Here is a 21912-nt window from a genome sequence, read left to right as displayed (position 1 = left end):
CTGACGGTGATTACTTGGAATCTTCCTCATCCTCTTCGTCCGCAAACTCATCCATCAATGTATTGAAGGTTTCCTCCACGATATTCCACTCTTCTTCATCGTCGATCGTATACAGCTGCAGGTCATCCCCGTCCTCTTCATAACGGAACGCGTACACCTCGTCGGATTCCTCTTCCGCATCTACCGGAACAACCATCATATACTTCTTGTCCGATCCGTCCACTTCGAATTTCATAATGACTTCGAACTCTTCTTCATTGCCTTCATCATCCGGAATAAAAATAATTTCCGGCTCATCCTGCAGTTGATCCTCATTTGACATGCCAATCACCTCACTGTTTTGGAATCCATATAATTTTGCAAAATGAGCGCTGCCGCCATCTTATCGATAACCTGCTTGCGTTTTTTGCGACTGACGTCGGCCTCGATCAATGTGCGCTGAGCAGAAACGGTGGTCAGCCTCTCATCCCACATATGAACGGGCATTTCAAGCGTTTCCTGCAAATACCGGGCAAATTCCATACATTTTTCGCCCCGCGGACCGATGGTGTTGTTCATATTTTTAGGCAATCCAACGACCAGTTCCTCCACCTTGTACTGCGCGATAATGTCCCGGAGTCTGCCCAAATCCCGCTCAGCGGTCGTCCGCCGGATCACCTCGAGTCCTTGAGCCGTCCAGCCCAGCTCGTCGCTCAACGCAATGCCGATCGTCTTATCGCCATAATCCAGTCCCATTAATCGTTTCATCCGGTATACTCCCAAGGGACGGAAGTTCCGCCGCCCCCTATTGCTTATTATTTATGCTGCTGCAGGTATGAGCGAACTAGCTCTTCAATCAGCTCATCCCGTTCCCGTTTGCGAATCATGCTTCTGGCATTGTTGTGACGGGGAATATAGGCCGGATCACCGGAGAGCAGATAGCCGACAATCTGATTGATCGGATTGTAGCCCTTCTCCTGGAGCGCATTGTATACAGCCAGTATGACATCTTTGGGTGATGTTTCGATCTCTTCCGCTTTTACATTAAATTTCATCGTCTTATCCATCGAACTCATCCCGACACCCCCTAACACATAAGTGGTAAATACGTATATGAATCGCCGATACCTCTTTATATTCGCGATTTGTCGAAAAATTCCTGTAGACAAACCAAAAATTATTTTACCTTGACCTGCTCCGCAACCCAGGCTTCGGCCCGCTTCAACGCATCCTGCAGCTTGCCCGCATCCTTGCCTCCGGCCTGGGCCATATCCGGACGTCCGCCGCCGCTGCCGCCGACGACCGCCGCCGCTTCCTTAATGAGCTTGCCGGCGTGGTACCCTTTGGCCGTCAGATCCGGGGTGACCGCCGCAACCAGATTCACCTTGTCGTCGGCGACCGCGCCAAGCACGATTACCGCAGAGCCCAGCTTCGCCTTCATCTGATCGACGATGCCGCGCAGCGATTCCATGTCGCCGGCGCTTACCTGAGCGGCCAGCACAGGCACGCCCTCGACGTGCTTCAGCTGATCGGACAAGGAGCCCGCTTCGATGGCGCCAAGCTTCGCTTTGAGCGACTCGTTCTCGCGCCCCTGCTCCTTCATCTGGCCGAACAACGATTCGATCCGCTTCGGCACGTCCTGAATGTTGGATTTCAGCAGGCCGGCCGCGTCGTGAAGCAGCTGCAGCTGCTGATCCAGATACAGGTAGGCATTGCGGCCCGTTACCGCCTCGATGCGGCGGACGCCGGAGCCGATGCCCGACTCGCTGACCAGCTTGAACAGTCCGATCTGGCTCGTATTGCCGACGTGACAGCCGCCGCACAGCTCAAGGCTGTAATCGCCAACCTGCACGACACGGACAACGTCGCCATATTTTTCGCCGAACAGCGCCATCGCCCCCATCGCTTTCGCTTCGGCAATCGGCTTGAGCGAAATGTTCAGCGGCGTGCTCTTCCATATTTGCCGGTTGACCCGCTGCTCGATATCGCGAAGCTCCTCCGGGCTGATGCTGCCGAAATGCGAGAAGTCGAACCGGAGCCGCTCCGGAGCAACGAGCGAGCCCGCCTGATTGACATGCTCCCCGAGCACTTCCTTCAACGCTTTATGCAGCAGATGAGTCGCCGTATGGTTTTTGATGATATCGTCGCGCATCGCTTCGTTGACGGCTGCCTGCACCGTGTCGCCTTTGCGCAGCACGCCGGACTCGACAACAACCGTATGCACATGCTGTCCGTGCGGCGCTTTGCCGACATCCTCGACCTTGAGGCGCAGATTTTCCGCGGTCATATAGCCGTGGTCGCTCACTTGACCGCCGCTTTCCGCATAGAAAGGCGTACGGTCGAGCACGACCTGACATGTTTCGCCAATACCGACCAGATCAACAAACTGGTTCTCATGAACGAGCGCGATCACTTTAGCAGTTGATACCAATTCATTATATCCAACAAACTCGCTTTTAACCGTCAAATCGGCAAGCGGGCCGCCTTGAACCTTCATGCTATCGGCGTCCTGGCGGGCCGCTCTTGCGCGGTCGCGCTGCTCCTGCATGGCGCGGTCGAAGCCTTCGCGGTCGACGGTCATCCCTTGCTCGGCGGCGAAGTCCTCCGTCAAGTCAAACGGGAAGCCGTACGTATCGTACAGCTTGAACGCATCCGGACCGCTGATGGCCGTTTGGCCTGCCTTGCGGGCTTTTTCGGTCATTTCGGCCAAAATGGCCAAGCCGTCGGACAGCGTCTCATGGAAACGCTCCTCTTCCGTGCGGATCACTCTTTCGATGAATTCACGCTTTTCGACGACTTCCGGATAATAGACGCCCATGATGTCGCCGACGATCGGGGTCAGCGTGTACAGAAACGGCTTATCCATGCCGATCACTTTGCCGTAGCGGACAGCGCGGCGCAGCAAGCGGCGGATGACGTAGCCGCGGCCTTCGTTGGAAGGCAGCACGCCGTCGCCCACGGAGAAAGCTACCGTACGGATATGGTCGGCGATCACCTTCAGCGCAACGTCATGATCTTCATTGACATGATATTTGACCCCGGCCAGCTCGCATGTTTTTAGAATAATCGGCTGGAACAGATCGGTATCGAAGTTCGAATCGACATTTTGCAAAATCGAAGCAAATCGCTCCAAGCCTGCGCCGGTATCGATGTTTTTGTTCGGAAGCGGCGTATAGCTGCCGTCCTTATTATGATTAAACTGCGAGAACACGAGGTTCCACACCTCGAGGAAGCGCTCGTTCTCGCCGCCCGGCCAACATTCCGGATCGTTCAGGTCGCCGTAAGCTTCGCCGCGGTCGTAGAAAATTTCCGTACACGGTCCGCACGGACCTTCGCCGATGTCCCAAAAGTTTTCCTCCAGCTTGTAAATGCGCTCGGCGGGCAGACCGATTTTTTTGTTCCAGTACTCAAACGCCTCCGTATCTTCCGGATAGACGGTTACCGACAAACGTTCCGGATCAAAACCGATCCATTGCGGGCTCGTCAAAAACTCCCATGCCCACGTAATGACTTCCTCTTTAAAGTAGTCCCCGATCGAGAAGTTGCCCAGCATCTCAAAAAAAGTATGGTGGCGGCGCGTTTTGCCGACGTTCTCAATATCGTTTGTCCGGATGCATTTCTGCGAATTGGCGATCCGCGGGTTGTCCGGTATAACGCGGCCGTCAAAATAAGGCTTGAGCGGCGCCATCCCTGCGTTGATCCACAATAACGACGGATCGTTATGCGGCACCAGCGGAGCGCTTGGCTCGATTTTGTGCCCTTTTTGCTCAAAAAATGCTAACCATTTGGAACGTATTTCACTTGCTTTCATCGTCCTGGCCTCCTTATTAGTCCCCTTAAAATGACGCAAAGCTCCGCAGCTTATTCCGCTAACCCGTATCCGCCGGGTTTCGTCAAGAATGTAAGCAACTCTTGACCTTGCTTTCGGGGATAAAAAAAACGCCCCTCCAAAACAGGGACGAATTGCTCGCGGTACCACCCTGGTTACTGCACAGCTGCGCCAATTGCGGCATTAAACCGGCTGTACAATCTCCTTCACTCAGACGATAACGAGTCCAACCGGCGGATTTGTTCCGCACTCCGGAATGAGCTTTCAGCCATCCTTCATGCAAGGTTCTCACAGCTAGCCCGCTTGGGACGGGTCTAAAACCTTATCTCTGGATCATGGACTATGGCCTACTGGATTCCTTCAACGTTTTACAAATTATACTTAAGCAAAAGTATATACGTTACCCATGAGTGCTGTCAACTGAGGCGAAAGCCCGGCAAGGGGGCGGTCCGGATCTTATCTTGCGGCTTTCCGCTCCGGTTAATTCGTCGCAGCAGGCGGGAATTGCGATAGCGATTCTCGGTCCGGCCCGCCATTCCATGAGCCTGCTGCGTCCGCTGAGGCTGTTTGCCGAGCTGTCGTTTCGGCAAGCTTGCAGCCTGCTCCTAATTTAACGTGCGCGTCCTATATAAAGTATTGCCGTTTGGGAACTCTTCCAATCACCGGCGGCGCGCAAAATGCGATAAATACGCACGTTTTACTTACAAATACCGTAAATATATGTAGACATTCGCAATAATGATGGACAAAACCATGAGCGGAAAAGCAATCTTTAAATAAGATACGAACGATATCGGATGTCCTTCTCTGGCCGACAGTCCGGCGACAATCAGATTCGCGCTTGCGCCGATCAGCGTCCCGTTTCCGCCTAAGCACGCCCCCAAAGCGAGACTCCACCATAGCGGCTCCAGGTTGTCGACGCCCATCGCGCCCATCTCCTGAATCATCGGGATCATCGTGGCTACGAACGGGATATTGTCCAAAAACGCTGAAGCCATTGCGCTTAACCATAAAATGAGTACCGACGATTTCGCTACGTCTCCCCCCGTAAGGTTCATCGTATGCTCAGCCAGCGCAGCGATTACCCCGGTCTCCACAAGTCCGGAAACAAGCACGAACAAGCCTACGAAGAAAAAGATGGTCGTCCATTCCACCCGGTGAAAAGCTTCCTCCAAGTAGCGCTCCCCGGTCAGCAGCAGCATCAAAAACGCGCCGGCCAATGCGACCGTTGCGGATTCAAGATGAACCGCCTGATGGATAAAAAACCCGACGATCGTCAAACCAAGCACAGCCAAACATTTTTTCATTAAAGCCGGATTCGTAATTTCCGCCTTCTCATCGAGCTTCATCATATTTTGCCGCAGCTCCTCCGTCGTCCGGATCTGCTTGCGGTACAGCAGCACGAATACGGGCAGGATCACGAGCAAAATGAAAAACGAGATCAAGGTAAGGTTATTGATAAACGCCATAAAGGTCAGCTCTTTCACCGCGCTGCCGATCATAATATTCGGCGGGTCGCCGATCAGCGTAGCCGTTCCACCGATATTCGAAGCCATAATTTGAGAAATCAGAAAAGGTATCGGCGTCACGCGCAGCTGCCGGGTAATGCTGAACGTCACCGGAACCATAAGCAGCACCGTTGTGACGTTATCGAGAAATGCCGAGCCTACCGCCGTTACAACGCTCAACACGATTAAAATGCGAACCGGATGCCCCCCGGCTTTTTTCGCCGACCAGAGCGCCACAAATTTGAACACTCCCGTCTCCGCCGTAATGCCGACGATGATCATCATCCCGACCAGCAGTCCGAGCGTATTGAAATCAATATGATGCAGCGCCTCTTCCTGGCTCACGATTCCCGCGACCACCATCAGAATGCCGCCGATCATCGCTACGATCGTACGGTGAATTTTTTCCGAAATGATAATTCCGTAAATAATTAAAAAAATGCCGATTGCTATCCATGCCTGCTGTTCCATAGCTTCCTCCCTCTGTCTGTCCGCAGCTCAACCCCAAAAAACGCAAAAAAGAGCCCTTGGTGACAGGCTCCTCCCAATACTGCATGCGTTATGTACTTTTTTCCGCTCCTCGGCTTCCCGGTTGAACATACCATCCATAATACGCTTCACTGCCTTAAAAGTTTCGATACGAAATATAGGCATGCGAAAAAAATTCAGGTAGCTCTGCGGTGAACGTAGTACATAAACACATGCTGCAGGATGACCTTCATCACTGCAAAAAACGGCACCGCCAAAATCAATCCGACCACACCGGCAAACTCCCCGCCGACCAGCAGCGCAAAAATAATAATAAGCGGGTGCATGTTCAGAGACCGGCCGACAACCTGCGGCGAAATAACGTTACCTTCCAAAATTTGGCATATTGTATTGACGGCCGCGACCATCAGCACCATTTTCAAAGAAATCGTTGCCGCCAATACGATCGCAGGCGCGGCTCCGAAAAACGGGCCCAGGTACGGGATAATATTAAATATGGCTACAATACAAGCCAGAAGTAACGCATATGGCATGCCGGTCGCCCAATAGCCGACATAAGCGAGTCCGCCGACGATCATGCATACGAGCAGTTGGCCCCGGATATAGTTGCCGAGCGCCGTATCGATATCGACCAACAAAGTGATAACCTGCTTGCGTTTCGCTTTTGGAACGATCGTCAGCACCGTTTTTTCAATCAGCTGAAAATCTTTCAATATGTAAAAAGCGAGGAACGGAATAATAAAAGCAATGAAAACCATATCAATCATGCCGCCGATGCCGTCGATATAATCGGATACCATTCCCGAAATGCCGCTCTCCAGCTTGGCCAGCGACCGGTTAACGCCCGTACGAACGCTGTCCGGCAAAAACTGCAGACTGTTCAGCTTGTCGACGAAGCTCTGCGCCTTCGATGCCAGCTGAGGAATATGCTCGTTAAACTCCGTCAGCTGTCGGATAAAAACCGGAATCAGGTTCATCAGCACAACTGTCACGACGACGATAAAGACGGCGTAAATGAGCAGAACCGCTACGGTTCTCGGCATTTTACGGGCATTCAGCAGCGATACGATCGGATTAAGCACATACGAGATGACCATCGCAATAACGAACGGCGCCAATATATCCATCAAAAATCGGTAAAGACCGTAGAGCATCGGACGTATTTGCAGCAGCATAAACAAAATCAACAGACAGATTAACACATAGACAAGCGTCGTAAAAAACTGATTTTTATAAAAACGGTCCATTCTGCTGGTTCACCTGCCTAATACACATTTGCCAGCTTTGACAATTCCGGCATAGCATGAGCTTGCTTTCACTCTCCTACAGTATGTGTACCAGCGCTCCATCTTAATCTTTCCCGTCCGGACAATCAAAAAAAGCAACCTCTCCAAGCTTGCCCGCGGCAAGGAACGGAGAAGGCTGCTATTTCGCATTTGGATGCGTTTGTCAGTTGGCGTGAACCTGCGGAATTTCCTCTTCAAAAAACAAATCATCGAGGGAACTGAGCGTTCCGTCTTCTTCCACTTGAAATACGGACATTTTTTCCCCGTTTACCGTAAGCTCAATAAAGCATCCCCAGCAGTAAAACTGGTGAGAGCCGATCTTTCCAATGTCTTTGGAGTTGCAATTTGGACAACGTAACATAAGTATCACCCTATTCTTCTTTGGATACGAAGATTTCTTCTAACGATTCATTACAATGAACGGGTACAATGATCGCGTCCTCACCCACAGTTACGGAATCCGGTAAAGGCAGCCACTTCCGCCCTTCCTTCAAATCAGAAATGAAACCCTCGGTCAATTCATAGCCTATTACATTTTTACCCAAATTCGGGTCCAAATAAACATCGTCGATGACGCCCAGCTGCTGGCCGTTCACCGTCAATACAGGCATTCCTTTTACTTTGCGTTCGCCATCGACGACGGAGGCGTACGTCAGGCAATCCTCCAGCCGGCTAATGGCTTCTTCGGTCTCGATGGTGATCGCGTCCTCGCCAAGGGCGATGACGTCTTCCCATCTGATACAGCTTGCTGCCGAAAACCATTGCTTCGTATCCAGCAGCAGCGCTATAATGTGCCATTCTTCTCCAAGCAACAAATCTTTCACAGTACCCACTTGTTTCCCGTTCTGCACGCAAATAACGGGCAAACCGATGACGTCTCGCGCTTTTCTCAATGAACAGTTCCTCCAGAAGCAGCTATTCATTAATGATTAGCTTACTAATAATTACGGATTCGCCCCATGATGGTTGCAATTTTTTGTGCGGCGATGTTAACTTCTTCCGTAGTTGTGCCGGATCCAAAGCTAAAGCGCACCGCGGACCTCATGATCTCGTCAGGCAGCTGCATCGCCTTCAGTACATGCGACACTTCAAGCGAGCCTGAAGTACAGGCAGAACCGCTGGCCGCGGCAATTCCTTCGAGATCCAGATTCATCAGCATCGTTTCGGTGGATACTCCGGGAAAACTCACATTCAAAATGTGCGGAGCCCGTTCGGCCGGAGCCTTCGGACCGTTGACAACAAACCGGTCTTGTCCCAACAGCTGCTCAAGGCCCGTCACCATCTCTAAACGTAGCTTTTCCATCTTTTGTTGCATTTCATACATATTTCGTTCTATGATTTGTACGGCTTTGGAAAAGCCTGCAATGGATGCGATATTTTCGGTTCCCGCCCGCCGTTTGCGCTCCTGGTTGCCGCCGTACAGCAGCGGCTCCAGCTTTGTATGCTTGGCCGCATATAAAGCTCCTATGCCTTTGGGGCCGTTCAGCTTATGCGCGGAAAAACTCATCATGTCAACCGGCAGCCGGCTCAAATCGATCGGGAGATGGCCGAGCGCTTGGACGGCATCCACATGAAACAAAATCCCGTTCGCTCGCGCAAGCTCGCCGATTTGCTCGATCGGTTGAATAGCGCCGACCTCATTATTAACATACATGATGCTGATCAAAATGGTGTCGGCTCGTACGGCCTGCCGCACATCCTCTAGCCGGACACGGCCGGTCGGATCAACCGGCAGGCAGGTCACTTCAAAACCGCGCTTCTCCAACTGCTCGCAAGCATGGAGGACGGCGTGGTGTTCGGTTTGCGACGTAATAATATGCTTCCCGTCGGATTCGCGCGCCGCGGCAGCGCCAAACAATGCCATGTTGTCGCTCTCGGTTCCGCCGCTTGTAAATATAAGCTGCGAAGGCGCGCAGCCGACAAAAGAGGCGATCGTATCCCTCGCGTGATGAAGGGCGGCACGAGCCTCTCTTCCTGCACTATGTATACTGGAGGCGTTCCCGTACATTTGAGTCAAGTAGGGAAGCATGGCATCCGCAACTTCCGGCAAAACCGGCGTCGTGGCCGCATAATCAAAGTAAATCATGGTCATTCTGACTCCGTTTGCCTATAGTTTACATCAAATATAGAACATGTAATTATCGTTCATGCCCTCGTCTTTATAATTGATCAGATCGTCCAAGGTCGTGGAATCAAGCACAGCTGCGATGCTGTCTCTGATACGTACCCATAAATCCCGTTTCGCCGGATCGTCTTCCTCTGTGAAATCGACCGGACTAATCGGTCCTTCCAATACACGGATAACGTCGCCTGCGGAAATTTGGTCAACCGTTTTCGATAATATATACCCACCGTAAGCACCGCGGATACTTTTGACCAAGCCGGCATTTCGCAAGGGAGCCACCAATTGCTCCAAATAATGTTCGGAAAGCTGATGCTTCTCAGCAATGCTCTTTAAGGAGGTGGGGCCTTCACCGTATCGGGTTGCCAATTCCATCATGATCGTGAGTCCGTATCGGCCTTTGGTAGAAATTTTCAAATCGAGCACCTCGTTTACATTTCATACATTTTTGTATCTTTTCTATGGTATCACAAATCCCCGTAATTTGGGAGAAAAACCGTGACATATTGATGAAATATTTTCATAGTGATTTTCTAATTGACGCAAACCTATGTATAATAAAAGAAAGAAGGAGGTTATCCGTTTATGAATAAAAATACGCGTGTCGTGCTCGGCATGTCCGGCGGAGTGGACTCCTCCGTTTCCGCATTGCTGCTGAAGGAACAGGGCTACGAGGTTATCGGCGTTTTCATGAAAAATTGGGATGATACCGACGAGTTCGGAAACTGCACTGCCGAGGCGGATGCCGAGGATGTACGCAGGGTTTGCGATCAAATCGGTATTCCCTATTATACGGTAAATTTTGAAAAACAATACATGGACAAGGTATTCCAGTACTTTCTCGACGAATACCGCAAAGGCCGGACGCCGAACCCGGACGTCATGTGCAACCGCGAAATCAAGTTCGGGGAATTTTTGAATAAAGCGCTCGAGCTGGGGGCTGACTATATAGCAACGGGTCATTATGCCCAGGTCGATCAGGTCGACGGGAAATTCCGTTTGCGCCGCGGTGCGGATACGAACAAGGATCAGACTTACTTTTTGCATGCGCTCAATCAGTACCAGCTGTCCAAGGCGATGTTTCCGATCGGCCATCTGCCGAAGCCGCAGGTGCGCGCTTTGGCTGAGGCGGCCGGGCTCGCGACGGCCAAGAAAAAGGACAGCACCGGCGTATGCTTCATCGGCGAACGCAACTTCAAGGAATTTTTGAGCGGCTACCTGCCGGCCAAGTCCGGCGAGATGCGCACATTGGACGGGGAGCTGAAGGGCCGTCACGACGGCCTGATGTATTACACGCTCGGCCAGCGCCAAGGTCTCGGAATCGGCGGCTCCGGCAGCGGGGAACCGTGGTTCGTGGCAGGCAAAGATTTGGAAAACAATATCCTCTACGTCGTTCAAGGGGAAAAAGATCCGCATCTTTACTCCGAAGGATTGCAGGCAACCGATCTTAACTGGATCAGCGGCGAGCCGCCGCAAGGTCCGCTGCGCTGTACGGCCAAGTTCCGTTACCGGCAGCCCGATCAAGGGGTTACGCTCGTCTGCCGTCCCGAAGACGGAACCTGCGAGGTTATCTACGATCAACCGCAAAAAGCGGTAACGCCCGGCCAATCGGTCGTATTCTACGATGGAGAAGTTTGTCTTGGGGGCGCTACGATCGACAAGGTCCTATCTTCTTCACCGCTGACGCCGACTGCACATGCATAATATCGGCTTTGAATCATAGAAACAGAAAAAACCATCCGGCGGCGCCAAAGCGTCAAAGGATGGTTTTTCGTTTAAGATTTTTTATCCTTGTCGCAGGTTAAGTCCGATGAGCTGTCCGGTTACACGCTTATGGGCTCAGGGTCCAAATCCGATTGTTTGTCTTCCCTGCGTTTTTTGACCAAAATACGGGAAATGCGAAGCTGGTCCGTTTCGTCTATGATAAATTCATAAGAATCATTATAGTCAATCTGCTGGTTTCTCTTAGGCGGCATTTCCACTTGGGAATATACCCAACCGCCAATCGTATCGTAATCGTCCGATTCAATCTCCACTCCGAAGAAGCTGTTCACTTCCTCGATCAGCATACGCCCGTCAATGGAGTGCGTAAGTTCGTCTTTCTTCTCAATTTGCGGACGTTCTTCGTCAAATTCGTCTTGAACCTCGCCAACAATCTCTTCAATAATATCTTCAAACGTAACAAGCCCCGAGGTGCCGCCGTATTCATCGATCAGCAGCGCCATTTGCGTCTTCTTTTTTTGCATCAGTTTCAGCAGTGCGCTGATCTGCATCGATTCCGGAACCTTGGTGATCGGCCGGATGATGCTTTTAATATTTTCCACGCCGCGGTCCGATTTCAGCAAATCTTTAATATGAACGAAGCCGATGATGTTATCCTTATCCGGGTCGCATACCGGGTAGCGCGTATGCATTTCGGTAACCGCAATCAGGCGGTTTTCCTCGTAAGTCAAGTTGGCGTACAAGCACACCATGTCGGTTCTCGGAATCATAATCTCGCGCGCATTGGTCTCGGCAAAATCGAATATATTGTCCACAAGCGTCAATTCCGTATTATCAATGAGTCCGCTCTTGTTGCTTTCTTTCATTAAAACGCGAATTTCTTCCTCCGTATGCGCCGAATCATGTTCGTCCGCCGGTTCGATGCCCGCTTTGCGCAGCATCCAGTTGGATATGCCGTTCAGGAACCAAATAAACGGGTACATCAGCTTGTAGGTGAATAATAAAGGACCTGCCGATAATAATGTGACTTTTTCCGACATACGGATGGCGTATGTTTTCGGAAATTGCTCGCCTAACGTAATGTGAAAGGCCGTAATAATTGTAAAAGCGATCACGAACGAGATGGTATGAACAATCGCTTCAGGGAATTGTAGCGGCAGCAGCACCGGCTTGAGCAGATCAGCAATTGCGGGTTCGCCAATCCAGCCTAACGCAAGGGAAGCCAACGTAATCCCCAGCTGGCAGGCCGATAAATAAGCATTTAAATTGCTCATTACTTTCTTGGCGAATTTGGCGTTCCGGTTTCCTTCCTGCGCCAGCATATCGATCCTGCTGTTGCGGACTTTGACCATAGCAAACTCGGCTGCTACGAAAAAACCGTTAATAAACACCAAAAGCAATACTAAACATAAATTCAAGATTATCGGTAACGGGTCACTATCCAATGAATTTCCTACCCGCCTCAGCTGAAACGGATAGGTACACCTCCCTTAAGTTCACAATTTTCGGACGACTTTTTATGCGGTCTGCATCATGTCGGTATAATTAGAGCATCCTAATTAAATTATATATACTATTAAACTATACAGTCAAACCGCGTGCTATGCTCAAAAACTCCGTAATCGGGCCAAAAATACCGTACCACTTTCAAATTACGGGCGAAAAACGCCTTAAATAGGCGAAAAATGAATCAGCCTGACCTATTATGGCTGTTTATGCGCTCCCTGCTGCCTTCTTCGCTGCTGGTTCAAGGCGATTTTCTCCTCCATCCCCTGCCGGGTCGCTTCATAAAAATGTTGACCTTGCAGCTTCTCCGGCACGTAATTTTGCTCCACGAAGTGGCCCGGATAGTTATGCGGATATTTATATCCGACATGGCCCAGCTTCTCCGCCCCCTTGTAATGCGCGTCGCGCAAATGCAGCGGCACCTCTGCGGCTCCGAGCGCATCGAATGCATCCATTACTTTGGCGATCGCCATCGGGATCGCATTCGATTTGGGACTCTCGACGGCAAAAAGAATCGCTTGCGCAATGACATACTTCGATTCCGGCCAGCCGATTTTATGATACGCATCCATCGCCGTCACGGCCTGAATCATCGCCTGCGGGTTCGCCAGGCCGATATCTTCACTGCTGGCGACGATCAGACGCCGCAGGAAGGTCATGGGATCCATGCCGAGCTTCTCGACGGCATAGAGGAACCAGAACAGCGCGGCGTCGCTCGAGCCGCGCACGCTTTTGTGAAAGGCCGACAAGACGTCGTACTGCGTCGACTCGTCGGCTTTCACCGTCGGTCGCCGGATCGATTCCTCGGCGACCTCGACCGTGACGCTGACGACCCCGTCGGCTCCGGGCGGGGTCGTCAGCGCAGCAAGCTCGAGCGCATTGAGCGCGCGGCGGATATCTCCGCCGGCCATGCGCGCAATATGCGCCAGCGCCTCGTCCGCGGCCTGAAGCGGCAGCGATCCGAGGCCGCGCTGGCGGTCGGCCAGCGCGCGGCGCAGCGCCGCAAGCGAATGCTCGTGCGTCAGCGCGTGCAGCTCGAACAACGTCGAGCGCGACAGCAGCGCCCCGTTCACATGGTGGAACGGGTTTTCGGTCGTCGCGCCGATGAAGATGATGATGCCCTGCTCCACCGCAGGGAGCAGCGCATCCTGCCGCGACGTGTTAAAGCGGTGCACCTCGTCGAGAAACAGGATCGTCTTGCGCCCGTAAAGCGCTTTATTGTTTTTCGCCTGGTCAATGACGTCGCGCACTTCCTTGACCGTCGCATCGACGGCATTCAGTTTGACGAAAGAGCCCTGCGTTGCGTGGGATATAATGTTGGCGAGCGTTGTTTTGCCCGTTCCGGGCGGTCCGTACAGCAGAATCGACGAAACCTGGTCCGCCTCGATCGCGCGGCGCAGCAGCTTGCCCGGTCCGACAATATGCTCCTGCCCGATATATTCATCCAGCGTAACCGGTCTCATCCGGTCCGCCAGCAGCTTGCCGAGCGGACTTTCCTCCGCCGCCAGCGAAAACAAATCCATGATGTGCTCACAACCTTGTTTATTAAAATAGTAGCAGTTCTATCATTCTATTATAAATGACGCGGCCGAACAAGGTTAAACGGCCTCACCGCCATCATGAAAGGCACGTTGCCCCATGCTGTCCCCTGTTGCCCCTCGTTGACCCCGAATCCATGAATCCGGACTTCCCGTTCCCGATTATTTTTACCATCAACAAACGAACAACCGCGCTTCCGTTCGCATGCGAAAGGGGCTGTCCTATAAGGGTATCAACTGATGAACTGATGATACAGTCCCAACAAATAGGCAAAGCCGCCTCCAACACCACTATATAAGCGGGGATGGAAGCGGCATTCACATGTAAATTCATAGTCAGAACGGGGGGCTGAAAATCAAAAAATGACTTTTGAGACAGCACCAATGGTTGACGACAGGCTGAGCATGCTGCGCTAAGCCTGCATGCCCGCCTTATCCAGTAAATCCTTCACGACCACGCTGACGGCGATCAGCCCCGCCACCGGCGGGACGAACGCATTGCTTGCCGGCGGCTGCTGCGCCTTGCGGATTTCGGGAGCATTCTCCGGCACGATACGCTGGGTGACATCCTCACGCGGCTTCAGCGGCTGTTCGGTTGAGAATACGACCTTCACGCCTTTCCTGATGCCTTCCTTGCGCAGCTTATGCCGGATCACCCTTGCCAACGGGTCCATTGTCGTCTTGGAAATATCGGCCACCTGAAATTTGGACGGGTCCATTTTATTCGCCGCGCCCATGCTGGATATGACCGGAATGTTCCGTTCCAGGCATTGCTTGATCAGGTGAATTTTATAGCTGATCGTGTCCGATGCGTCAATGACGTAATCAAGCGGATAGGCGAACAGCTGTTCATATGTTTCTTCGGTATAAAACATGCGCAGCGAGGTGACGTCGCACTCCGGGTTAATCTGCAAAATCCGGTCGCGCATTAAATCCGCCTTCGGCTGGCCGATCGTCGACATCAGCGCATGAACCTGACGGTTGATGTTCGTAATGTCCACGACATCCTTATCGATCAATATAAGCCGGCCGACGCCCGTGCGGGCCAGCGCTTCTGCGGCAATCGAGCCGACGCCGCCGATCCCGAGAACCGCTACGCAGCTGCCGCGCATAACGTCCAGACCTTCGGGGCCGATGGCGAGCTCGGTTCGCGAAAACTGATGCAGCATAGGGCTATTCTCCTCCTTATCGGATTTAAGCCTTGGAAGCGGCTTGCTTGAGCGCCAGCCTTATCGACAGTTGCTCCAGCTGCTTGTCGTCCACCGTGCCCGGCGCATCCGTCAGCAGATCGGTCGCGCTCGCCGTTTTCGGGAAAGCTATCGTCTCCCGCAGGTTGCTGCGCTTCGTGATCAGCATCACGAGCCGGTCGAAGCCGAAAGCGATGCCGCCGTGCGGAGGCGTTCCGTACTCAAAAGCTTCCAGCAGGAAGCCGAATTTCTCCTGCGCTTCTTCTTTGGAGAAGCCGAGCGCGCCGAACATTTTCTCCTGCACTTCACGCTTGTAAATCCGCATGGAGCCGCCGCCGACTTCGTAGCCGTTCAGCACGAGGTCGTACGCCTGCGCGCGAATTTGACCCGGGTCGGTGTCAAAGTATTGCAGGTCTTCTTCCTTCGGACGGGTGAACGGATGATGCTCGGCCACATAGCGCTTCGCCTCGTCGTCATAGCTCAGCAGCGGGAAGTCGACAACCCATGCGAATTTGAACTCGTTCTCGTCGATCAGACCGAGGTCGCGGCCGATTTTCAACCGCAGGTTGCCCAGTACGTCCGCCACCACTTTTTTCGTATCGGCGGAGAACAGCAGCAGGTCTCCTTCTTCCGCGCCAAGGCGTTCCTTCAACGCTTCCAGCTCCTGCTCCGTGAAAAACTTGACGATCGGCCCTTTCATCTCGCCTTCCTTCAGGACGACCCATGCCAATCCTTTGGCGCCGTAGCGCGAAGCGAATACGCCGAGATCGTCGATCTCCTTGCGGCTCCAGCTTCCGCAGCCTTTTGCGTTCAACGCCTTGACCTGGCCGCCTTTTTCCACGATGCTTGCGAACACCTTAACGCCCGAGCCGGCAACGATGTCCGAAACGTCCTGCAGCTCCAGACCGAAACGCAGGTCCGGCTTGTCGGAGCCGTATTTGCCCATCGCATCGGCGTAGCTGATCCGTTGGAACGGACGCGGAATATCGGCTCCCGTCGTTTCTTTAAACAGCTTGACCGTAAGCTCCTCCATCATGTCCAGCAGCTGATCCTGCGACAGGAAGGAAGTCTCGATATCGACCTGCGTAAACTCAGGCTGGCGGTCGGCGCGCAAATCCTCGTCGCGGAAGCAGCGGGCGATTTGATAATAGCGCTCCAGTCCGCTGACCATCAGCAGCTGTTTGAAAATTTGCGGCGATTGCGGCAAGGCGAAAAATTCGCCCGGATGCACACGGCTTGGCACCAGGTAATCGCGCGCGCCTTCCGGCGTGCTTTTGGTCAAAATCGGCGTTTCAACTTCGAGGAAGCCGTTCTCGTCCAGGAAATCGCGGAATATTTTGGCCGCCTTGGAACGAATCATAAGCGTGCGCTGCATTTCCGGGCGGCGCAGGTCGAGATAGCGGTATTTCAACCGCAGCGACTCGTCAATTTCAATGCCGTCCTCGATAAAGAACGGCGGGTTTTTGGCCGGGTTCATAATCTCGATCTCGGTTACTTGAATTTCGATTTCGCCTGTAGCCAGGTTCGGGTTGATCGTAGCGGCATCGCGCTCCACCACTTTCCCGCTGACGGCCAGCACGAATTCGTTGCGCGCGCGATCCGCCACATTCAGCGCATCGCCGGAAAAATCGGGATTAAATACGATTTGCACGATTCCGCTCCGGTCGCGCAGATCAATAAACAATACGCCGCCCAAGTCGCGTCTTCTCTGCACCCAGCCGTTCAAAACGACCGTTTCGCCTACATTGGCTTTCGTCAGCGCCCCGCAATGATGTGTCTTCAACAACATAATAGAATCTACCTCCAAATAGTAATAATAATTAGTCTGCCAACTTTTTGAACGGACGCATATTAGCGGTTAATATCCATAGACTTGGCTTCCCGCACCGTTTCGGCCAACCGGTCCAGGCGGACGGTCCGCTGTTCTCCTGTTTCCATCGTTTTTACCGTAATCTCGCCCTTGGCCAGCTCGTCGTCTCCAAGTATAGCCACATACGAGGCTTGGAACCGGTCTGCGGATTTCATTTGCGCCTTGATTTTACGACCCAAATAATCTTTCTCCGCCTTGAGTCCCGCCAACCGAAGCTGCTGCAGCAGCTTCGTCACTTCATCCCCGGCCGCGTCGCCCAAACCGATCAAATATACGTCCAGCGGTTTCGCTGCCGGCAGCTGCGCCTCCTGCGCCTGCAGGACGAGCAGCGTACGCTCCAGCCCGATGCCGAGACCGACGCCCGGCTGATCGCTGCCGCCGATCTGCCCCACCAGGCCGTTATACCGTCCGCCGCCGCCGATCGTATCGATGGCGCCGATTCCGGCAGCCTTGTATTCGAACGCCGTATGCGTGTAATAATCGAGACCCCGGACCAGACGCGGGTTAATGCGGTAAGGAATGTTCATCGCGGACAAGTGCTCCTGCACCTTGGCAAAATGCACCGTACATTCCTCATCCAAATATTCCAGTATGGTCGGCGCGCCTTCGCCGTACTTCTGGTCGATTTTACAATCGAGAATCCGCATCGGATTGCGGTCGTAACGGGATTGGCAATCTTTGCACAGCTTATCCTTGACCGGCGCAAAAAACTGCTGCAGCTTCTCGCGGTATACGGTACGGCAGGACGGATTGCCGACGGAGTTGATTTCCACGGTTACATCCTTGATGCCGACCTCGCTGTAAAATGTATACCCCAGCGCAATCACCTCTGCATCGAGGCTCGGATCGACGGAGCCGAACGCCTCGATCCCGAATTGGTGCAGCTGGCGGTAACGTCCGGCTTGGGGCTGCTCGTAGCGGAACATCGGGCCGATGTAGTACAGCTTGCTGACATCCGGCTCGCCGTACAGCTTGTTTTCCACATAAGCGCGGACAACGCCCGCCGTCCCTTCCGGTCTCAGCGAGATGCTGCGATCGCCTTTATCGAGGAAGGTGTACATCTCCTTCTCCACGATATCGGTCGTTTCACCGACGCCGCGTTGAAACAGCTCCGTATGCTCAAAAATCGGGGTGCGGATTTCACGGTAATTGAATCTTTGACACAGCTCGCGCGCTTTTGCTTCGATATACTGCCATTTCTCGATTTCTCCGGGCAGCAAATCCTGCGTGCCTTTCGGCTTTTGAATACTCATTTAAGTTCAGGCTCCTTTCTATTTCTAAAATGAAAAAAATCTCCCGCCCCCGACAGTTAAGTCAGGGACGAGAGATCGATCATTTATTAGTCTCCCGCGGTACCACCCACGATTTGCGCCTTATGCCGGTTTCAGCCAAACGGCTGTCGGAAACGGCAATAAAGTGCACGCTCAAGCGAATAACGTCCGCGATACGCAATACGGCTACTGCACATCATTCCGTGATAGAATAATGTGGTTCCCCGCATGTCCTCCGGGATGTCGGTTCGTCCGGTTCGCATAAGGAAGCTTTCAGCTGATGCCGCTGACACACATGATTAAACCGTGTCATTTGCAGCAAGGCTTCCCTCTCTGGTTATGCAAAATTCGAAGTACTTGTTCCCTTCAACAGGATCCATGTTCAATTGAATAAGCCTTATTGTAATCTTGAAAAATGCCAAAGTCAAGCAATTTACATCGTCATTCGACGACAATAGGCGCATTCTACCGAAGGCGAAGCATTCTTAGATGCTTATTTCGAATGCTTTCTGGTGAGCCTCCGGTTATCCGCAGGAAATTGCCTTCTCGGAATTTCCTACGCATCGATAAAACTCCGCGTTCCCGGCCAGGTACCTCACGACGCTTCAATGGCGATCATTCGCGAGGCCAGGTCGGCTTCCCCACTTATTTTGCCGACTTCAGCTGCTTATATACGTCGTTAATAATCATGTAGGTATCCCCATTGCTGAGCTCCTGCTTATTCGCAATCGAATCCAGGGCCGCTTTGCTCAGAATGCCTTTGGCCAGCAGCTCGTCGGCCGCCTTGCCTTGTGTCACGCTTATCTTCAATATCGACGCTGTCATTTGCGCCGCCGTTTCCAGAGACAGCGGCAGCTTGTTCGCCTCTTTCACACCGGCGATAACGGTCGCGGCGCTGCCGGCAAGCACAGACGGCTTGAACTTGCGCATGCCTTCCAGCATATTGACCATCCGCTGCTGATTTGACGGCTTGTCCAGATCAAATTCGTTTTTGTACCCGCCGGTGGACAGTCCCAGACTGACCGCCGTTTTCAGGCCCTCGTACGATTTATGCTCCATAAACGGGGCCGGCTTTATGTTGAACGGCTTCAAATCCATCCCTTGCTTGATAAGCTGCGCCTGCAACTGGGCGATTGCATCCTTGGACGCCGACAGCTGCCGGAACGTCATGTTTTGCTCGATCGCAAATCGGGCTGCGGCTCCGGCCGCTTCGCCCTCGGCCATCCCGACGGGAACGACCCGTGCGCTTCCGTGCGGCAGCGTATCGTAGCTTGCCGCTTTGCCGACAACCAACAGCCCGTCCACCTTGAGCGGCACCAGACTGCGGAACGGGATGGCGTACTTATCCGGATCAATAACAACGGCACCGTTATCCAGCGGACTCGTCCGCTGGATGTCGACCGGGTAACCGCCGAAAGCGATTCGGTCCCATTGATCCCGATTTTCGAGCAAATCGATGATGCTCAGACGATATTCACCCTGGATATGCCGCGATTCGCGCACATAAAGCTCCGGGGCGATCCCATCCAGCTCGACGCCTTCGAACTCGGGATACATCTTTTTCAAGTATGCCAGCACATGGGGCAGCTCGTCCTTGGCGATCGTCTGCGCTTCTTCCCTTGATTTCGGATCGAACGGATCGACATTGAAAATTTGCAGCGCGTTGACCAGCATCGTGTTATCGTTGAGCAGCCCGCCGTTCAGTCCGCGCATCCGTACGCGCTCCTTGTTTACCGCTTCATAATTTTGCATCTTGATTAAGCCCCACAGGCTTCGTTCGTTCACGCCATAAGCGCCCTGCCCCTTGTCTTCGGCGGCAACCACTTTGGCGAACTGCTTCCACCGCTCCGGCGTAATATTGTTCAACCGGAACACGGCTGTAACGGCCATCCGGCTCTTCGGGTCGGCCAGGTCCTCTCGGCCGACGGTGTAGGGAACTCCGGCCGCCGCGGCAATATCGCCGTCCTGCGTCGCGTCGATGACCGCCTTCGCCTGTACGGGCATGACGCCCCCATCCGTTTTGGTGATGGCGATCCCTTTCATTTTTTTCATGCCCCCGGCGTCTTCCGTAATCGGTTCCACCGCTTTGGCATGCATATACAAGTCGATATTTTTCTCTTTTGCAACCATATCGTAAAACGCGTTGGCGGCCGTTGTCACATCAAAAGAATCGCCTTCGATTTTACCGTACCACTCGCTGAAAATGCCCTTATTCATAATCTCGTGCTTGGACATCAGGTTTTTGGCCGGCTCGTAGTTCATGTCGATGCTGTTCAACCAGCCTTCGGTAAATAACCCGCCAAGCACATCGCGTTTGCGCGAGTCGACCAGCAGCGTCTTCATCCCGTTCCGCGCTGCGGATACCGCCGCCGCAATTCCTTCCGGGTCGGTTCCAACCACGATGACATCGTAGCTGTTCCTGATCTCCTTAACCGATCTTACTTCTGTTACCGCCTGCGGGTGCCCGCCCGCTCCTCCTCTTTTTACGGCAAGCAAATAGACCGCGGCCCCCGCAGCAGCCACTAACAGGCATGCGACGATAACGAGCAGCCATCCCCTTTGATTTCCGGTCGAGTAACCTGCTTTTCCCATTTTCCACCTCGTAAGCTAGTATTTTAATCCCGCAGAACCTGTTCCTATCAAGCTTCAGCTTGCTCCTCTCAAAAAAAACTAGGTATAGTTTAACACAGGCCGAACCCAGATGAAAACGCAGTGCTCCGGTAGCCCGGCAATACCACGTCCGTTGTTCTGGTATCAAGGCTTTCGTCGTTGCTATTCACCGGTCCTCTATGATATACGGTACTTCTCTGCGACTCGTTTCAACAAAAAAAGACCCGCCGTGTCGGCAGGCCGTCCGGAGGTCTACTGTGCTGCAGCCGATTATCGATACGTTTTGCGCGGCAGCTGCTTCATTTGCTCGCTTACGGAGGAATAATCGGCATCGAGCTCATTTCCGCTAAGCCCGGCGGCGATCATCCCGGTACAATCGGCCACACTGCAGTGCAGCAATTGCTGCTCGGGGAGCGTAACTATTTTTTCTTTGCCGGATTGATGCATGATTCAATAAGCTCCTTTATCCTGTTGGATTCGATAAGCTTAGCTTGTCCAATTCCGGCACAGCTTAATCCGTTCGGCAGATCCGTCTGCAGCTCGTCAACGGTTACCGAGTATCGATAATGAGCGTCACCGGTCCGTCGTTGATCAGAGAGACGTCCATCATTGCGCCGAATACCCCGGTTTCAACCTGCAACCCTTGATCGCTCAGCAGCTCGTTCAACCGCATGTACAACGGCTCCGCCAGCTCCGGACGAGCCGCGGCCATAAAGTTCGGCCGTTTCCCTTTACGGCAATCGCCGTACAGCGTAAATTGCGATACGGAAAGAATTTGTCCTCCCGTTTCCTTGACGGATAAATTCATTTTGCCGCTGTCGTCCTCGAAAATGCGAAGTCCCGCTATTTTTTCCGCGGCATACCGGGCATCCTGTTCCGTATCCTCGTGGGTCACGCCAACCAGCAGAACAAGACCATGGTCGATCGCACCGACAACAGCCCCTTCAACGGTAACTTGCGCCTGCTTGCTGCGCTGTATGACAATTCTCATGCAA

The 21912-nt window shown here is 53.0% G+C and carries 20 protein-coding genes; 2 read left to right on the top strand and 18 right to left on the bottom strand.

Going from position 1 to position 21912, the window contains the following annotated elements:
* Positions 1-10: 10 nt before the first annotated feature.
* The 4 genes from E1757_RS13935 to alaS form a co-directional block, all read right to left on the bottom strand.
* Complete coding sequence (locus E1757_RS13935) at positions 11-322, bottom strand: DUF1292 domain-containing protein (RefSeq protein WP_133229012.1); 312 nt, start codon at positions 320-322, stop codon at positions 11-13.
* 5 nt (positions 323-327) lie between these two features.
* Positions 328-747 carry a Holliday junction resolvase RuvX gene (ruvX, locus tag E1757_RS13930; RefSeq protein WP_133229010.1) on the bottom strand — a complete coding sequence of 140 codons (420 nt, stop codon included), beginning with the start codon at positions 745-747 and terminating at the stop codon, positions 328-330.
* 47 nt (positions 748-794) lie between these two features.
* A complete protein-coding gene (locus E1757_RS13925) occupies positions 795-1055 on the bottom strand; it encodes an IreB family regulatory phosphoprotein (protein ID WP_133229008.1) in 261 nt (86 codons plus the stop codon).
* A gap of 101 nt (positions 1056-1156) precedes the next feature.
* A complete protein-coding gene (alaS, locus tag E1757_RS13920; RefSeq protein WP_133229006.1) occupies positions 1157-3790 on the bottom strand; it encodes an alanine--tRNA ligase in 2634 nt (877 codons plus the stop codon).
* A gap of 479 nt (positions 3791-4269) precedes the next feature.
* Between alaS and E1757_RS35795 the strand changes: the two genes are divergently transcribed.
* The gene (locus tag E1757_RS35795; RefSeq protein WP_165972112.1) at positions 4270-4422 is read left to right on the top strand and encodes a hypothetical protein; all 153 of its coding nucleotides are present in this window, start codon (positions 4270-4272) and stop codon (positions 4420-4422) included.
* An 87-nt stretch (positions 4423-4509) separates the two neighbouring features.
* Here E1757_RS35795 and E1757_RS13915 read toward each other — a convergent pair whose 3' ends face one another.
* The 6 genes from E1757_RS13915 to cymR all read right to left on the bottom strand — a co-directional run bounded on the left by E1757_RS13915 (position 4510) and on the right by cymR (position 9630).
* Positions 4510-5787, bottom strand: a complete 1278-nt coding sequence (locus tag E1757_RS13915; protein ID WP_133229004.1) for an ArsB/NhaD family transporter — start codon at positions 5785-5787, stop codon at positions 4510-4512.
* 194 nt (positions 5788-5981) lie between these two features.
* Positions 5982-7052 carry an AI-2E family transporter gene (locus tag E1757_RS13910; RefSeq protein ID WP_133229002.1) on the bottom strand — a complete coding sequence of 357 codons (1071 nt, stop codon included), beginning with the start codon at positions 7050-7052 and terminating at the stop codon, positions 5982-5984.
* 202 nt (positions 7053-7254) lie between these two features.
* Complete coding sequence (locus E1757_RS13905; RefSeq protein WP_133229000.1) at positions 7255-7452, bottom strand: hypothetical protein; 198 nt, start codon at positions 7450-7452, stop codon at positions 7255-7257.
* A 10-nt stretch (positions 7453-7462) separates the two neighbouring features.
* Complete coding sequence (locus E1757_RS13900; protein WP_133228998.1) at positions 7463-7984, bottom strand: PRC-barrel domain-containing protein; 522 nt, start codon at positions 7982-7984, stop codon at positions 7463-7465.
* 44 nt (positions 7985-8028) lie between these two features.
* Entirely contained in the window at positions 8029-9183 is a 1155-nt protein-coding gene (locus tag E1757_RS13895) for a cysteine desulfurase family protein (protein WP_133228996.1), read from the bottom strand.
* Positions 9184-9210: 27 nt separating this feature from the next.
* Positions 9211-9630: a cysteine metabolism transcriptional regulator CymR gene (gene cymR, locus E1757_RS13890; protein WP_133228994.1), complete on the bottom strand. Its 420-nt coding sequence runs from the start codon at positions 9628-9630 to the stop codon at positions 9211-9213.
* Between the two features lie 168 nt (positions 9631-9798).
* Between cymR and mnmA the strand changes: the two genes are divergently transcribed.
* On the top strand, positions 9799-10917 hold the full coding sequence (gene mnmA / locus E1757_RS13885) for a tRNA 2-thiouridine(34) synthase MnmA (RefSeq protein WP_133228992.1): 1119 nt from the start codon (positions 9799-9801) through the stop codon (positions 10915-10917).
* 119 nt (positions 10918-11036) lie between these two features.
* Here the strand turns inward: mnmA and E1757_RS13880 are convergent, their stop codons facing one another.
* From E1757_RS13880 to dtd, 8 genes are all read right to left on the bottom strand, one after another.
* On the bottom strand, positions 11037-12380 hold the full coding sequence (locus E1757_RS13880) for a hemolysin family protein (RefSeq protein WP_246079189.1): 1344 nt from the start codon (positions 12378-12380) through the stop codon (positions 11037-11039).
* Between the two features lie 258 nt (positions 12381-12638).
* The gene (locus E1757_RS13875) at positions 12639-13964 is read right to left on the bottom strand and encodes a replication-associated recombination protein A (RefSeq protein ID WP_133228990.1); all 1326 of its coding nucleotides are present in this window, start codon (positions 13962-13964) and stop codon (positions 12639-12641) included.
* Positions 13965-14392: 428 nt separating this feature from the next.
* On the bottom strand, positions 14393-15148 hold the full coding sequence (locus E1757_RS13870) for a tRNA threonylcarbamoyladenosine dehydratase (protein ID WP_133228988.1): 756 nt from the start codon (positions 15146-15148) through the stop codon (positions 14393-14395).
* 25 nt (positions 15149-15173) lie between these two features.
* Positions 15174-16955 (bottom strand): aspartate--tRNA ligase, encoded by a 1782-nt coding sequence (gene aspS, locus E1757_RS13865; RefSeq protein WP_133228986.1) that lies wholly within the window; start codon positions 16953-16955, stop codon positions 15174-15176.
* A 62-nt stretch (positions 16956-17017) separates the two neighbouring features.
* Positions 17018-18289: a histidine--tRNA ligase gene (gene hisS / locus E1757_RS13860; protein ID WP_133228984.1), complete on the bottom strand. Its 1272-nt coding sequence runs from the start codon at positions 18287-18289 to the stop codon at positions 17018-17020.
* Positions 18290-18952: 663 nt separating this feature from the next.
* On the bottom strand, positions 18953-20899 hold the full coding sequence (locus E1757_RS13855) for an FAD-dependent oxidoreductase (RefSeq protein ID WP_133228982.1): 1947 nt from the start codon (positions 20897-20899) through the stop codon (positions 18953-18955).
* 288 nt (positions 20900-21187) lie between these two features.
* On the bottom strand, positions 21188-21364 hold the full coding sequence (locus E1757_RS35790) for a hypothetical protein (protein WP_165972111.1): 177 nt from the start codon (positions 21362-21364) through the stop codon (positions 21188-21190).
* Positions 21365-21467: 103 nt separating this feature from the next.
* The gene (dtd, locus tag E1757_RS13850) at positions 21468-21908 is read right to left on the bottom strand and encodes a D-aminoacyl-tRNA deacylase (RefSeq protein WP_133228980.1); all 441 of its coding nucleotides are present in this window, start codon (positions 21906-21908) and stop codon (positions 21468-21470) included.
* Positions 21909-21912 lie beyond the last annotated feature (4 nt).

The sequence above is a fragment of the Paenibacillus piri genome, assembly GCF_004354045.1.
Classification (GTDB): Bacteria; Bacillota; Bacilli; order Paenibacillales; family NBRC-103111; genus Paenibacillus_S; species Paenibacillus_S piri.
The sequence above is the reverse complement of the archived record's forward strand: the minus strand, read 5'-3'. Positions and strand labels throughout refer to the sequence as shown.

Excerpts from the sequence above, each read along its gene's own strand:
- E1757_RS13935 (WP_133229012.1), bottom strand. The coding sequence starts at position 322 with ATGTCAAATGAGGATCAACTGCAGGATGAGCCGGAAATTATTTTTATT.
- ruvX (WP_133229010.1), bottom strand. The coding sequence starts at position 747 with ATGAAACGATTAATGGGACTGGATTATGGCGATAAGACGATCGGCATT.
- E1757_RS13925 (WP_133229008.1), bottom strand. The coding sequence starts at position 1,055 with ATGAGTTCGATGGATAAGACGATGAAATTTAATGTAAAAGCGGAAGAG.
- alaS (WP_133229006.1), bottom strand. The coding sequence starts at position 3,790 with ATGAAAGCAAGTGAAATACGTTCCAAATGGTTAGCATTTTTTGAGCAA.
- E1757_RS13915 (WP_133229004.1), bottom strand. The coding sequence starts at position 5,787 with ATGGAACAGCAGGCATGGATAGCAATCGGCATTTTTTTAATTATTTAC.
- E1757_RS13910 (WP_133229002.1), bottom strand. The coding sequence starts at position 7,052 with ATGGACCGTTTTTATAAAAATCAGTTTTTTACGACGCTTGTCTATGTG.
- E1757_RS13905 (WP_133229000.1), bottom strand. The coding sequence starts at position 7,452 with ATGTTACGTTGTCCAAATTGCAACTCCAAAGACATTGGAAAGATCGGC.
- E1757_RS13895 (WP_133228996.1), bottom strand. The coding sequence starts at position 9,183 with ATGACCATGATTTACTTTGATTATGCGGCCACGACGCCGGTTTTGCCG.
- mnmA (WP_133228992.1), top strand. The coding sequence starts at position 9,799 with ATGAATAAAAATACGCGTGTCGTGCTCGGCATGTCCGGCGGAGTGGAC.
- E1757_RS13875 (WP_133228990.1), bottom strand. The coding sequence starts at position 13,964 with ATGGATTTGTTTTCGCTGGCGGCGGAGGAAAGTCCGCTCGGCAAGCTG.
- E1757_RS13870 (WP_133228988.1), bottom strand. The coding sequence starts at position 15,148 with ATGCTGCATCAGTTTTCGCGAACCGAGCTCGCCATCGGCCCCGAAGGT.
- aspS (WP_133228986.1), bottom strand. The coding sequence starts at position 16,955 with ATGTTGTTGAAGACACATCATTGCGGGGCGCTGACGAAAGCCAATGTA.
- hisS (WP_133228984.1), bottom strand. The coding sequence starts at position 18,289 with ATGAGTATTCAAAAGCCGAAAGGCACGCAGGATTTGCTGCCCGGAGAA.
- E1757_RS13855 (WP_133228982.1), bottom strand. The coding sequence starts at position 20,899 with ATGGGAAAAGCAGGTTACTCGACCGGAAATCAAAGGGGATGGCTGCTC.
- E1757_RS35790 (WP_165972111.1), bottom strand. The coding sequence starts at position 21,364 with ATGCATCAATCCGGCAAAGAAAAAATAGTTACGCTCCCCGAGCAGCAA.
- dtd (WP_133228980.1), bottom strand. The coding sequence starts at position 21,908 with ATGAGAATTGTCATACAGCGCAGCAAGCAGGCGCAAGTTACCGTTGAA.